This is a genomic window from Enterobacter cloacae complex sp. P47BA (genome assembly GCF_014930485.1).
Classification (GTDB): domain Bacteria; phylum Pseudomonadota; class Gammaproteobacteria; order Enterobacterales; family Enterobacteriaceae; genus Enterobacter; species Enterobacter bugandensis.
The window spans coordinates 102,379-115,262 of the sequence record NZ_JADBRF010000009.1; the positions used below are offsets into that span (position 1 = coordinate 102,379).

Below are 12,884 nucleotides of genomic sequence, written 5' to 3' on the forward strand. Positions count from 1 at the left end.
TCGGCTGATTACGCAAAAAAAAGCCCGGCTTTGGTGACCGGGCTGAAAGAGGCGAACCTTTTTAACAACTACCGCATGATTTTCTCGCCGCGTGACAGACCAACGATCCCCGATCTCGCCACCTCAACAATTTTTGCTACATCCCGCACGGATGCCAGGAAAGCGTCCAGCTTGTCACTGGTTCCGACCAGTTGAACCGTATAAAGAGAAGGCGTGACGTCGATGATCTGCCCGCGGAAGATATCCGCATTGCGTTTGACCTCTTCGCGCCCGTAACCGCTGGCCTGTATTTTTACCAGCATGACCTCACGCTCAACGTAAGCGCCCTGCCCCAGCTCGCTTACGCGCAGCACATCGACCAGCTTATGCAGCTGTTTCTCGATCTGCTCAATTACCTTGGCATCGCCAACGGTCTGAATCGTCATACGCGACAGCGTCGGATCGTCCGTTGGCGCCACGGTCAGGCTTTCAATGTTATAGCCACGCTGCGCAAAAAGCCCAATGACGCGCGACAGTGCGCCAGACTCGTTTTCCAGTAATACCGATAATATCCGGCGCATATCAGGTTCTCTCCGTTTTGCTTAACCACATCTCGTCCATACCGCCGCCGCGAATATGCATCGGATAAACGTGCTCGGTTCCATCAACGATGACATCCATAAAGACGAGGCGGTTGTTTTTAACGTGCTCAAGCGCTTCGGCGAGCTTCGTTTCCAGTTCAGCCGGATCGGTCACCCGCATCCCTATATGACCGTAAGCTTCAGCAAGACGAACAAAATCCGGCAGCGATTTCATATATGACTGAGAGTGGCGGCCCGAGTAGATCATATCCTGCCACTGCTTCACCATACCGAGATAGCCGTTATTAAGGTTGAGCACCAGTACCGGCAGCTCATATTGCAGCGCGGTGGAAAGTTCCTGAATGTTCATCTGAATACTGCCGTCTCCGGTCACGCAGACGACGGTTTCATTTGGCAGCGCCAGCTTCACGCCCAGCGCGGCAGGCAGGCCAAAGCCCATCGTGCCTAAACCTCCCGAGTTGATCCAGTGACGCGGTTTATCAAACGGATAATAGAGGGCGGCAAACATTTGATGCTGGCCCACGTCAGAGGTCACATACGCGTCGCCTTTCGTCAGTCGCCATACCGTTTCGATGACCGCCTGCGGCTTAATATGCTCGCTTTGGGTGTCATATTTCAGACACTGCCGCGCGCGCCATTGCTCAATTTGCTGCCACCAGTCACGGATTTCATCCAGCGGTTGCGCTGTGTTTTCCAGCGCCAGCAGATCCAGCATTTGTTCAAGGACCTGTCGCGCGTCGCCGACGATAGGTACATCAGCAGACACCGTTTTTGAAATTGACGTCGGATCGATATCAATGTGCAGCACGGTGGCATTCGGGCAATACTTCGCCAGATTGTTGGTCGTACGATCGTCAAAACGCACGCCGACGGCAAAGATGACGTCAGAATGATGCATCGTCATGTTGGCTTCATAGGTACCGTGCATACCCAACATGCCGAGCGCCTGACGGTGGGTGGCGGGAAACGCTCCGAGTCCCATCAGCGATGACGCAACAGGAAGATTGAGCTTTTCAACCAGTTCACGAAGCTGTGCCTCACACGCTGAATTGACGGCCCCGCCACCGACATAGACCACCGGTTTTTTAGCGGCCAGCAGCGTTTGCAGCGCGCGTTTGATCTGACCTTTGTGACCCTGCGTTGTTGGGTTGTAAGAGCGCATGCTCACCGATTCCGGCCAGACATAGGGCAGCTTGTTTGCCGGGTTCAGGATATCTTTAGGGAGATCGACCACCACCGGCCCCGGGCGCCCGCTTGCCGCCAGCCAGAACGCCTTCTTCAGAATGCCCGGAATGTCTTCGGTTTGCTTGACCAGGAAGCTGTGCTTCACGACGGGACGCGAAATCCCGACCATGTCGCACTCCTGAAACGCATCATAGCCAATCAGTGATGTCGCGACCTGTCCGGAAAGGATCACCAGCGGAATAGAGTCCATGTACGCGGTCGCAATGCCGGTAATGGCGTTTGTCGCACCGGGCCCCGACGTGACCAGGACCACGCCCACTTCACCCGTCGCACGCGCCAGGCCATCGGCCATATGTACCGCCGCCTGCTCATGGCGTACCAGCACATGGTCAATACCCCCTACCGTATGCAATGCGTCATAAATATCGAGGACCGCGCCGCCAGGATAGCCGAACACTTGCTTTACGCCCTGATCGATCAGCGACCGGACGACCATTTCCGCGCCAGACAACATCTCCATGCTTTGCCTCCAGGCATTTTGTTATAGACGGACCGCCGAATTCATTTCCGCACCGTCTTGCGATCGGGATGAACCCGTCTTCTATTTTGCAGAGTGATACTTACCTTAACCGCTCGTTATGAGGCAGGCAATTCGCAAACCAGGAGAGAGAAGAGGCCGCGAAAGCAGAAAAAACAGACATTGTCAGAGGATATGGTTAATTCATCTGAAATTAGGGGATGAGATGATAAATCATCGCTGAAAAGCGCGGCGATGTAGAAAATCATCTATTTTTACGGGCCTGGCAGCCACCAGATAAAATACACAACAGAACAAAATATTAATAAAAGAAACAAAACCAGGATAAATCACATGCAAAGATGCAATTTATCCTGACTCGATTACCGACGGCAGATGCTAATAAGTAGCTCTTCCATCCACTGATGTCCTTTATCCCGTCCAGCAGCTTCATGCCAGGAGAGATAGCAGGTGCGGCTATTTAGCTTGAGCGGCAGAGGCAAAATTTGCAGATTTAACGCGCCAGAGAACTCTTCTGCCAGCCAGCGTGGGGCAATTGCCACCAGCTGCGTCTGGGAAACGACGTTTAATACGCTGACCATGGCCATCCCCTGATAAGCCACGCTCGCCTGTTTCTCCGCAGTGTCGTACCAGGGCAGGCTAAAGGAGGCATATCTGTCGAGCGCAACAACGGCATGCTGTTCGCTATAAACGTCACTTTCACGTAACGGCGCATTCAGTCGTGGATGTTTTTTGCTGGCAACCAGCACCATTTCATCTTTAAACAGCGGTACACAGGAAAATTCAGGACGGCGGAATTCTTCATAACCCAGGACGAATTCGATTTCCTGGTAACGTAACTGGTGTTCGGTGTTTTGATTTAAGGACGATTTAAAGACGAGATTAATATTAGGTGCGATCTCTTCAACTTTATTATAAATAATTGATGTCAGATAATTATCTAATGGACTGCAGACGCAGAGATGGAATACTCGCTCACTGCTTAAGGGTTCAAAACCCGAGCCCGGCAGCTCATTTTGCACCAGCTGCAGCGCCTGGCGGATGGAGCCGAAAAGCTGGAAAGCCCGCGCTGTAGGCTGGATCCCTCTTCCATAACGAACAAACAATTCGTCGTTGAACATAACCTTAAGCCTGGCAACGGCATTACTTACGGCAGGCTGTGACATCCCCAGGGCTTGTGCCGCACGCGTGATATTCTGCTCCTGCATGACAGCATCAAACACCGTCAGTAGATTAAGATCCACCGTGCGTAACTGTGGTTTAATTCCATCAGTAATCTGTGGTTGTTTAATATTATTTTCTGGCACTTCTGACTCCACTGTCACGCTACACTCCCTTCGCCAACGCACTGTAATAATTTCGGAAAATATGATTTACCATGCAGATACGACCAGCGAAAGAAAATTGTTTAAAAATCGGAATATATAAAGATTATCTAATAATGCTATAATACAAAACGGCACAAAGGATATGCTTAACTTTAGTGTTTGAATGAAACCATAAACCAAATCAATATACAATAACCATCCAGTTAAGGATGACTTAAGTATAATTAAACTGTTATCGACATTGAGCAGAATTAAGTTAACAATCTGTTATCAATGATTCTATTTGAAGGGAGAAAAAGTTCTCTCAAAAAAAAATAACTCGATGATAGTAAAACGGTTTAAAGAGAAAGCATTTGTGAGGACTGCGTCACCTGAAAAATACCCGTTATGTTTATTCGTTTCTGCAAATGTTTTTTAAGTCCAAAAATAGACAATTAGTTAAGTTAAAAATCAAAAACCCAGCACAATAAGCTAAACAACACACCCTCTCTGTTTAGCCTTCTGGGGCCGTTTTTACCATCAGGGGTTGACATGCCCAGCTGTATCCAGTACCACTAAAAGCATATTGAATTTAACGGAGCACGATTCATGACACGCACCATTCGTTTCATCGGTCTACTACTACTAAACGCATCCACTGTGCGCGGTAGACTGGCGGGCGAAATTCAGCGTTGAATCGTCACCAGTAAGACTAAAAACCCGCGCCACTGCGCGGGTTTTTTTATGCTCGTAGCAAGGCGCCCTAAGACTGACAAGGACCTAACCCATGAGCCAGCAAGTCATTATTTTCGATACTACTTTACGTGACGGTGAACAGGCATTACAGGCAAGCCTGAGTGTAAAAGAGAAACTGCAGATTGCGCTGGCTCTCGAGCGTATGGGCGTCGACGTGATGGAGGTCGGTTTCCCCGTCTCCTCTCCGGGTGATTTTGAATCCGTACAGACTATCGCCCGCACCATTAAAAACAGCCGCGTGTGCGGTCTGGCGCGCTGCGTAGAGAAAGACATCGACGTTGCGGCTGAGTCGCTGAAGGTGGCCGAAGCCTTCCGTATTCATACCTTTATTGCAACCTCACCAATGCACATCGCAACCAAGTTGCGCAGCACGCTGGATGAGGTCATTGAACGCGCGGTATACATGGTTAAGCGCGCACGCAACTACACCGATGACGTTGAATTCTCCTGTGAAGATGCGGGCCGTACGCCGATTGAAGACCTGGCGCGCGTAGTCGAAGCCGCCATCAACGCGGGCGCTAAAACCATCAACATCCCGGACACCGTCGGCTATACCATGCCGTTTGAGTTCTCCAACATCATTACCGGCCTGTATGAGCGCGTACCTAACATTGATAAAGCAATCATCTCCGTACATACCCATGATGATTTGGGCCTGGCCGTAGGCAATGCCATCGCTGCGGTGCACGCCGGTGCACGTCAGGTAGAAGGTGCAATGAACGGTATCGGTGAACGCGCGGGCAACTGTTCACTGGAAGAAGTGATCATGGCGATCAAGGTGCGCAAAGACATCATGAACGTGCACACCCGCATCAATCACAATGAAATCTGGCGCACCAGTCAGACCGTCAGCCAGATTTGCAACATGCCGATCCCGGCTAACAAGGCGATTGTTGGAACCGGCGCGTTCGCCCACTCCTCCGGTATTCACCAGGACGGCGTGCTGAAAAACCGTGAAAACTACGAAATCATGACTCCGGAATCCATCGGCCTGAACCAGGTTCAGCTAAACCTGACCTCCCGTTCCGGTCGTGCGGCAGTGAAACACCGGATGGAAGAGATGGGCTATCAGGACAGCGATTACAACATGGATCAGCTGTACGACGCGTTCCTGAAGCTGGCCGACAAGAAAGGCCAGGTATTCGATTACGACCTGGAAGCGCTGGCCTTCATCAACAAACAGCAGGAAGAGCCAGAGCACTTCCGTCTGGACTACTTCAACGTGCAATCCGGCTCCAGCGACATCGCTACCGCCTCGGTCAAGTTGGCCTGCGGTGATGAAATCAAAGCGGAAGCCGCCAACGGTAACGGCCCTGTGGATGCCATCTATCAGGCGATCAACCGCGTTACCGAGTACGACGTAGAGCTGGTGAAATACGACCTGACGGCGAAAGGGCACGGTAAAGACGCGCTGGGTCAGGTGGATATCGTCGTCAACTATAATGGCCGCCGTTTCCACGGTGTGGGCCTGGCGACGGATATTGTCGAATCCTCCGCGAAAGCGATGGTGCACGTCCTGAACAACATCTGGCGCGCCGCTGAAGTCGAAAAAGAGTTGCAACGCAAAGCTCAGAATAAAGAGAACAACAAGGAAACCGTGTAATGTCGAAGAACTACCATATTGCTGTGTTGCCGGGTGACGGTATTGGTCCGGAAGTGATGGCACAGGCGCTGAAAGTACTGGAAGCCGTTCGCTCGCGTTTTGCGATGAAAATTACCACCAGCCACTACGACGTGGGCGGTATTGCGATTGATAATCACGGAACGCCATTGCCGAAAACCACCGTTGAAGGCTGCGAAAATGCCGATGCCGTGCTGTTTGGCTCCGTCGGTGGCCCAAAATGGGAACACCTGCCGCCGGCAGAGCAGCCAGAGCGCGGCGCGCTGCTGCCGCTGCGTAAACATTTTAAACTGTTCAGTAACCTGCGTCCGGCTAAGCTGTATCAGGGGCTGGAAGAGTTTTGTCCGCTGCGCGCGGATATCGCGGCCAACGGTTTCGACATCCTGTGCGTGCGTGAGCTGACGGGCGGGATCTACTTCGGCCAGCCAAAAGGTCGCGAAGGCAGCGGTCAGCACGAGAAAGCGTTTGATACCGAGGTGTACCACCGTTTCGAAATTGAACGTATCGCCCATATCGCCTTTGAATCTGCACGCAAGCGCCGCCATAAGGTGACCTCCATTGATAAAGCGAACGTGCTGCAGTCGTCCATTTTGTGGCGCGAGATCGTCAATGAAGTCGCTAAGCAGTACCCGGACATTGAGCTGTCGCATATGTACATCGACAACGCGACCATGCAGCTGATTAAGGATCCGTCCCAGTTTGACGTGCTGCTCTGCTCCAACCTGTTCGGCGATATTTTGTCTGACGAGTGCGCGATGATCACCGGCTCTATGGGCATGCTGCCATCCGCCAGCCTGAATGAAGAAGGCTTTGGCCTGTACGAACCGGCGGGCGGTTCCGCGCCGGATATCGCAGGCAAGAACATAGCGAACCCGATTGCGCAGATCCTCTCCCTGGCCCTGCTGCTGCGCTACAGCCTCGATGCAGGCGACGCAGCAACCGCAATTGAAAACGCCATTAACCGGGCGTTAGAAGAAGGCGTCCGTACCGGTGACTTAGCGCGCGGCACGGCAGCAGTCAGTACTGATGAAATGGGCGACATCATTGCCCGCTATGTCGCTGAAGGGGTGTAATCATGGCCAAGACGTTATATGAAAAATTGTTTGATGCGCACGTTGTCTACGAGGCGCCAAACGAAACCCCGCTGCTGTACATTGACCGCCACCTGGTGCACGAAGTGACCTCTCCACAGGCCTTCGACGGCCTGCGCGCGCACAAACGTCCGGTGCGCCAGCCGGGTAAAACCTTTGCCACGATGGATCACAACGTCTCCACCCAGACCAAAGACATCAATGCTTCCGGCGAGATGGCGCGCATCCAGATGCAGGAGCTGATCAAGAACTGCAACGAATTTGGCGTGGAGCTGTACGACCTGAACCACCCGTATCAGGGCATCGTCCACGTGATGGGACCTGAGCAGGGTATTACGCTGCCGGGCATGACCATCGTCTGCGGCGACTCCCATACCGCGACCCACGGCGCGTTTGGCGCGCTGGCGTTCGGCATCGGCACATCGGAAGTTGAGCACGTTCTGGCGACGCAAACTCTGAAACAGGGCCGCGCCAAAACCATGAAGATTGAGGTGAAGGGCAAAGCCGCGCCGGGTATCACTGCGAAAGATATCGTGCTGGCGATTATCGGCAAAACCGGCAGTGCAGGCGGTACCGGTCACGTGGTGGAGTTCTGCGGTGAAGCCATTCAGGCGCTGAGCATGGAAGGCCGTATGACCCTGTGCAACATGGCGATTGAGATGGGTGCTAAAGCAGGCCTGGTCGCACCGGACGAAACCACCTTCAACTATGTGAAAGGCCGTCTGCACGCGCCGAAAGGTCAGGATTTTGACGACGCGGTCGCGTACTGGAAAACCCTGAAAACTGACGACGGTGCCACCTTTGATACCGTTGTCACGCTGCAGGCAGAAGAGATTGCGCCGCAAGTCACCTGGGGTACCAATCCTGGCCAGGTCATCTCCGTCAACGACAGCATTCCTGACCCGGCTTCCTTCGCCGATCCGGTCGAACGCGCCAGCGCGGAAAAAGCGCTGGCCTATATGGGGCTGAAACCCGGCGTACCGCTGACCGACGTGAACATTGATAAGGTGTTTATCGGCTCCTGCACCAACTCCCGTATCGAGGATTTACGCGCGGCGGCAGAGATTGCCAAAGGTCGCAAAGTGGCGCCGGGCGTGCAGGCGCTGGTGGTTCCAGGCTCCGGTCCGGTGAAAGCCCAGGCGGAAGCGGAAGGACTGGATAAGATCTTTATCGAAGCAGGCTTCGAATGGCGCCTGCCGGGCTGCTCCATGTGTCTGGCGATGAACAACGACCGCCTGAATCCGGGTGAGCGCTGCGCCTCCACCAGCAACCGTAACTTTGAAGGCCGTCAGGGCCGGGGTGGACGCACCCACCTGGTCAGCCCGGCAATGGCCGCCGCTGCGGCAGTCACCGGCCATTTCGCCGATATTCGCAGCCTGAAATAAGGAGACAATCATGGCAGAGAAATTTACCCAACATACGGGCCGTGTTGTCCCGCTGGACGCCGCTAACGTCGATACGGACGCGATCATTCCGAAGCAGTTTTTGCAGAAAGTAACCCGCACCGGTTTTGGCGCACACCTGTTCAACGACTGGCGTTTTCTGGACGACAAAGGCGAAGTGCCAAACCCGGAGTTCGTCCTGAACTTCCCGGAATACAAAGGTGCATCCATTCTTCTGGCGCGGGAAAACTTCGGCTGCGGCTCCTCGCGTGAGCATGCGCCCTGGGCGCTGACCGACTACGGCTTTAAGGTGGTTATCGCCCCGAGCTTCGCGGATATCTTCTACGGCAACAGCTTCAACAACCAGTTGCTGCCGGTGACGCTGAGCGACGAGCAGGTCGATGAACTGTTCGCGCTGGTTAAGGCAAATCCGGGGATGGCGTTTGAGGTGGATCTGGAAGCGGAAGTGGTGAAAGCCGGGGATAAGACCTACAGCTTCAGCATTGATGCCTTCCGTCGCCACTGCATGTTGAACGGTCTGGACAGCATTGGCCTGACGCTCCAGCACGAGGACGCCATCTCAGCGTACGAGAAAAAACAGCCTGCATTTATGGGCTAAAGGCAATGGCCCGCAGGGCGCGGGCCATTGATAAGGGTGCGTTGAGGCTCAACCACTCTGGAGAGGCGGGGACACTTCCCCCGCCAATACCGCTAACGTTTTGCTTCGTAAGCCAACACTGCCGCCAGCTCTGTTTTCTCCTGTCTGAAGTGCAACTCACACAGCGAATCACGCACCATCCAGGTGAAGATCAATAGCGTCGTACAGATCAGAAACAAACCTAACAGCAGAGTACGTTTTGGCATTCCAGCCTCCTTATTGCTTTTCGGCAATGAAGAGACTAACCTCGCAATGTTGGTTGTGAAGTTGGTCCCCCCATCAGTTTTTTGATGTGGGACTCTCCACTGTTTGCCTCTTGCGAAAGCCTGAGGCAAACAGCCTCAAGCACCCGTCACGCACTCTATGCGCCTTCTCTGTATCTGTCAGAAAATCGTTTCATTTCGTGAAGCCGCCTTCCAGAATCAAACATCCTTGACCCGGCAGGTCAGCCCAAGCGTTACCACCGAAATCGCCGCAATCATCCAGTAAACCGAGGCATGACCATAACTTTGCGCCAGCGCGCCCTGAATCACTCCCGCCAGAATAACGCCCGTCGAAATACTGTTGGTAAAAAGCGTAGTCGCAGAGCCGGCGCGGCCGGGCATGAGATCCTGGAACCAGAGCATGCCGATCCCGGCAACGATGCCAATAAACACGGCATTAAACAGCTGCAGCGCCAGCAACGCTTCACGCGAATGGAAAAGGAGCAGCCCCGCGTAGAACAGCACCCCAGCCGCCACGGCAACGATCATCATCCGACGCTTTCCGAAGCGCTTAACGTAATACCCCGCCAGAATCATCGCCGGAATTTCCAGCCCGGCGGCAGTCCCCATTAAGATCCCCGCAAGCTTGTCCGGTAGGCCTAGATCGCTGCTGATCCACAGCGGCATATCAATAATGTACATGGTGTTGCAGGTCCACATCAGCGTGGAGGCGATAAACAGCATCCGCACGTTTTTATCCTGCCAGCCGCTCACCTGAGTGATGGGCTTATCCGTCGTCTGCTCAACCCGGGCGACAGACGGCAGCGCAAAGGCAATCAGAGCCAGACTGATAATAAAAATGCCTGCCGCGATAGAAAACATGACCGTAAAGCCATAGTTCAGCGCCAGCATGAAGGCCAGCGGCGGGCCGATGACCCACGCCAGCGAGAGCTGTGCGCGCATCACCGAGCTGAACATCACCACCTCTCGCGCCGAGCTGTCGGCGTATTCACGGGCCAGCGCGAACAGCTGCGGCATGGCGGTGTTCGCCAGAGAGGCCAGCAGCACGCCGCAGGTGATGAGTGTCAGGTAATGACGGTTAAAGGCAAAAAGCAGCGCGTTGCCCACGGCCATGGCGCAGCAAAAGAGGATCAGCCTGCGGCGATCGCCCTGGCTGTCGGATCGTTTCGCCAGACCCAGGCTAACGAGGATCCCGGCAATCGCGTTAACGGTATAAAACAGGCCCACCCAAAACGGCTGCGCCCCCACCTCGCGGCTGAGAAACAGGCTCAGCGTCGGTGCCTGTAGCGCACCGGCCACGCCCATCATGAAGGCCACCAGCATAAAAGCAGCGTACACGCCATTCAGGCGGCGCCCCATCGTCATCAACCACAGCATGCGCAAGTCCTTGTGAAAGCGAATCGAAATTGGGTGAAAGAATAAACGAAAAAAGCCAGCAAAAACATTTTGCTGGCGGGTGATAAACACCAATACTCAGTCACACATGATCGAGGCGAGTTAGCGAGAAGAGGTCGGTTTCGTAACGTCCCACTGCATCAGATCTTCCAGGATTCTCAGCCGCTGCTCTGCACACTGGCGGGCCAGCCAGGACACTCCCTTTGTCGCTGAAAAGTACTGCTGATAAAACTGACGTGCGGTAGACCTCTTCATAATTTACCTCCTCACTTCATCGGGAAGCATTATTGGCTTAATATAGGGATTAATAAATTGCTGATTTTTTGTCAGGAGTTCCTCTTTTATGCCATCCGGTCGACTGCAACAACAATTCATTCGTCTGTGGCAGTGCTGCGAGGGTCAATCGCAGGAGACCACGCTTAACGAGCTGGCAGAACTCCTCAACTGCTCTCGCCGCCATATGCGCACGTTACTCAACACTATGCAGCAGCAGGGCTGGCTAAGCTGGGAGGCCGAGGCGGGACGCGGCAAGCGCTCACGCTTGACCTTCCTGTATACCGGCCTGGCGTTGCAGCAGCAGCGGGCGGAGGATCTGCTGGAGCAGGACCGCATCGATCAGCTGGTCCAGCTGGTGGGCGACAAAGCCGCCGTGCGCCAGATGCTGGTCTCGCACCTGGGACGCAGCTTTCGCCAGGGCCGCCACATTCTGCGGGTGCTTTACTACCGCCCAATGAAAAATCTGCTGCCCGGTACGGCGCTGCGTCGCTCAGAAACTCATATGGCACGGCAGATATTCAGCGGCTTGACGAAAATAAATGAGGAAAACGGGGAACTGGAAGCGGATATCGCCCACCACTGGCAGCAGCTTTCCCCCCTGCACTGGCGTTTCTTTTTACGCCCGGGCATTCACTTCCACCATGGCCGCGAGCTGGAGATGCGTGACGTTATCGCCTCTTTAGAGCGCGCCCGCACGCTGCCGCTCTATTCGCATATCACGCGGATCCACTCCCCAACGGCCTGGACGCTGGATATTGAACTGTCCCAGCCAGACAACTGGCTGCCGTGGCTTCTGGGCTACGTGCCCTCGATGATCCTGCCTGCCGAGTGGCGATCCCTGAACAATTTTTCCAGCCAGCCGATCGGTACAGGCCCCTACTCCGTTACGCGCAATAACAGCAATCAGCTGAAGATCCGCGCCTTTGATGACTATTTTGGCTATCGGGCGCTGATCGACGAAGTGAACGTCTGGGTGTTACCGGATCTCAACGAAGAGCTGAGCGCAGGCCTCACCCTGGAGGGGCCCACAACCAGCGAAAAGGCGTTCGAGAGTCGCCTGGAGGAGGGCTGCTACTATCTTCTTTTTGACAGCCGCAGCCATCGCGGGGCGAATCACGATGTCCGCAAGTGGATCAGCCATATTCTGGCCCCGGCTAACCTGATTTATCACGCTGAAGAACAATACCAGACCTGGTGGTTCCCGGCCTATGGCCTGCTTCCGCGCTGGCACCATGCACAGCCGGTGCGCAGTGAAAAACCCGCCGGGCTGGAAACCATCACCCTCAGCTACTATCGCGATCACATTGAGCACCGGTTTATCGCGAGGATCATGAGCAAGCTGCTCGCGGCCGAAGGCGTGACGCTGGCGATACAGGAAGTCGATTATGATGAATGGCACCGGGGGGATGTCGTCAGCGATATCTGGCTCAACAGCGCCAACTTTACGCTGCCGCTTGATTTCTCGCTCTTTTCACACCTGTATGAAGTGCCTCTCATTCAGCACTGCATCAGCCGGGACTGGCAGCAGGACGCCGCGAAGTGGCGGGCAGGAGAGATGGATCTGGCCGCGTGGTGCCAGGAGCTGCTGGCCGGGCAGACGATCGTACCGTTGATCCACCACTGGCTGCTGATCCAGGGACAGCGCAGCATGCGCGGCCTGCGGATGAACACCCTGGGCTGGTTTGATTTTAAATCCGCGTGGTTTGCGCCGCCGGAGCCATAACGCTTTCGTAATATTCACCAAATCATTACAATAGCGCCGTTCTCAACGGGGTGCTGCATCACAGATGTGCGCTGAGATAATACCCGTCGAACCTGATCCGGATAACGCCGGCGAAGGGATTTGAGGCTGTTTCTCAAAATCCTTTGC

At 54.4% G+C, this 12,884-nt stretch carries 12 protein-coding genes and 1 riboswitch; of the genes, 6 read left to right on the forward strand and 6 right to left on the reverse strand.

Annotated elements, in window-relative coordinates; genetic code table 11:
* Positions 1-68: 68 nt before the first annotated feature.
* The 3 genes from ilvN to leuO all read right to left on the reverse strand — a co-directional run bounded on the left by ilvN (position 69) and on the right by leuO (position 3,611).
* Positions 69-560 (reverse strand): acetolactate synthase small subunit, encoded by a 492-nt coding sequence (gene ilvN / locus IM299_RS11215; protein ID WP_045259452.1) that lies wholly within the window; start codon positions 558-560, stop codon positions 69-71.
* A gap of 1 nt (position 561) precedes the next feature.
* Positions 562-2,286 carry an acetolactate synthase 3 large subunit gene (ilvI, locus tag IM299_RS11220; protein WP_028015500.1) on the reverse strand — a complete coding sequence of 575 codons (1,725 nt, stop codon included), beginning with the start codon at positions 2,284-2,286 and terminating at the stop codon, positions 562-564.
* Positions 2,287-2,666: 380 nt separating this feature from the next.
* Entirely contained in the window at positions 2,667-3,611 is a 945-nt protein-coding gene (leuO, locus tag IM299_RS11225) for a transcriptional regulator LeuO (RefSeq protein WP_041911249.1), read from the reverse strand.
* A 609-nt stretch (positions 3,612-4,220) separates the two neighbouring features.
* On the opposite strand from leuO, the gene leuL reads away from it, so the two are divergent.
* From leuL to leuD, 5 genes are all read left to right on the forward strand, one after another.
* A complete protein-coding gene (gene leuL, locus IM299_RS23095) occupies positions 4,221-4,307 on the forward strand; it encodes a leu operon leader peptide (RefSeq protein ID WP_071993742.1) in 87 nt (28 codons plus the stop codon).
* A 91-nt stretch (positions 4,308-4,398) separates the two neighbouring features.
* Positions 4,399-5,970, forward strand: coding sequence for a 2-isopropylmalate synthase (leuA, locus tag IM299_RS11235; RefSeq protein WP_028015499.1), 1,572 nt, complete (start codon positions 4,399-4,401; stop codon positions 5,968-5,970).
* The gene (leuB, locus tag IM299_RS11240; protein ID WP_193357495.1) at positions 5,970-7,061 is read left to right on the forward strand and encodes a 3-isopropylmalate dehydrogenase; all 1,092 of its coding nucleotides are present in this window, start codon (positions 5,970-5,972) and stop codon (positions 7,059-7,061) included. The genes leuA and leuB overlap by 1 nt, the downstream gene beginning before the upstream one ends.
* Positions 7,062-7,063: 2 nt before the next feature.
* Positions 7,064-8,464, forward strand: coding sequence for a 3-isopropylmalate dehydratase large subunit (gene leuC, locus IM299_RS11245; protein ID WP_028015498.1), 1,401 nt, complete (start codon positions 7,064-7,066; stop codon positions 8,462-8,464).
* Positions 8,465-8,474: 10 nt separating this feature from the next.
* Entirely contained in the window at positions 8,475-9,080 is a 606-nt protein-coding gene (leuD, locus tag IM299_RS11250) for a 3-isopropylmalate dehydratase small subunit (RefSeq protein ID WP_028015497.1), read from the forward strand.
* 92 nt (positions 9,081-9,172) lie between these two features.
* Here the strand turns inward: leuD and IM299_RS11255 are convergent, their stop codons facing one another.
* The 3 genes from IM299_RS11255 to sgrT form a co-directional block, all read right to left on the reverse strand.
* The gene (locus tag IM299_RS11255) at positions 9,173-9,325 is read right to left on the reverse strand and encodes a Hok/Gef family protein (RefSeq protein WP_010427008.1); all 153 of its coding nucleotides are present in this window, start codon (positions 9,323-9,325) and stop codon (positions 9,173-9,175) included.
* Positions 9,326-9,541: 216 nt separating this feature from the next.
* On the reverse strand, positions 9,542-10,720 hold the full coding sequence (locus IM299_RS11260; RefSeq protein ID WP_028015496.1) for a sugar efflux transporter: 1,179 nt from the start codon (positions 10,718-10,720) through the stop codon (positions 9,542-9,544).
* Between the two features lie 120 nt (positions 10,721-10,840).
* On the reverse strand, positions 10,841-10,993 hold the full coding sequence (sgrT, locus tag IM299_RS11265) for a glucose uptake inhibitor SgrT (RefSeq protein ID WP_045631150.1): 153 nt from the start codon (positions 10,991-10,993) through the stop codon (positions 10,841-10,843).
* 88 nt (positions 10,994-11,081) lie between these two features.
* Here sgrT and sgrR point away from each other — a divergent pair, with 88 nt between their 5' ends.
* Positions 11,082-12,737: an HTH-type transcriptional regulator SgrR gene (sgrR, locus tag IM299_RS11270; RefSeq protein WP_048957875.1), complete on the forward strand. Its 1,656-nt coding sequence runs from the start codon at positions 11,082-11,084 to the stop codon at positions 12,735-12,737.
* A gap of 36 nt (positions 12,738-12,773) precedes the next feature.
* Positions 12,774-12,874, forward strand: a riboswitch (TPP riboswitch).
* The last annotated feature ends 10 nt before the right edge of the window (positions 12,875-12,884 follow it).

Coding starts and splice junctions, on each gene's coding strand:
- ilvN (WP_045259452.1), bottom strand. CDS start 560: ATGCGCCGGATATTATCGGTATTACTGGAAAACGAGTCTGGCGCACTG.
- ilvI (WP_028015500.1), bottom strand. CDS start 2,286: ATGGAGATGTTGTCTGGCGCGGAAATGGTCGTCCGGTCGCTGATCGAT.
- leuL (WP_071993742.1), top strand. CDS start 4,221: ATGACACGCACCATTCGTTTCATCGGTCTACTACTACTAAACGCATCC.
- leuA (WP_028015499.1), top strand. CDS start 4,399: ATGAGCCAGCAAGTCATTATTTTCGATACTACTTTACGTGACGGTGAA.
- leuB (WP_193357495.1), top strand. CDS start 5,970: ATGTCGAAGAACTACCATATTGCTGTGTTGCCGGGTGACGGTATTGGT.
- leuC (WP_028015498.1), top strand. CDS start 7,064: ATGGCCAAGACGTTATATGAAAAATTGTTTGATGCGCACGTTGTCTAC.
- leuD (WP_028015497.1), top strand. CDS start 8,475: ATGGCAGAGAAATTTACCCAACATACGGGCCGTGTTGTCCCGCTGGAC.
- IM299_RS11255 (WP_010427008.1), bottom strand. CDS start 9,325: ATGCCAAAACGTACTCTGCTGTTAGGTTTGTTTCTGATCTGTACGACG.
- IM299_RS11260 (WP_028015496.1), bottom strand. CDS start 10,720: ATGCTGTGGTTGATGACGATGGGGCGCCGCCTGAATGGCGTGTACGCT.
- sgrT (WP_045631150.1), bottom strand. CDS start 10,993: ATGAAGAGGTCTACCGCACGTCAGTTTTATCAGCAGTACTTTTCAGCG.
- sgrR (WP_048957875.1), top strand. CDS start 11,082: ATGCCATCCGGTCGACTGCAACAACAATTCATTCGTCTGTGGCAGTGC.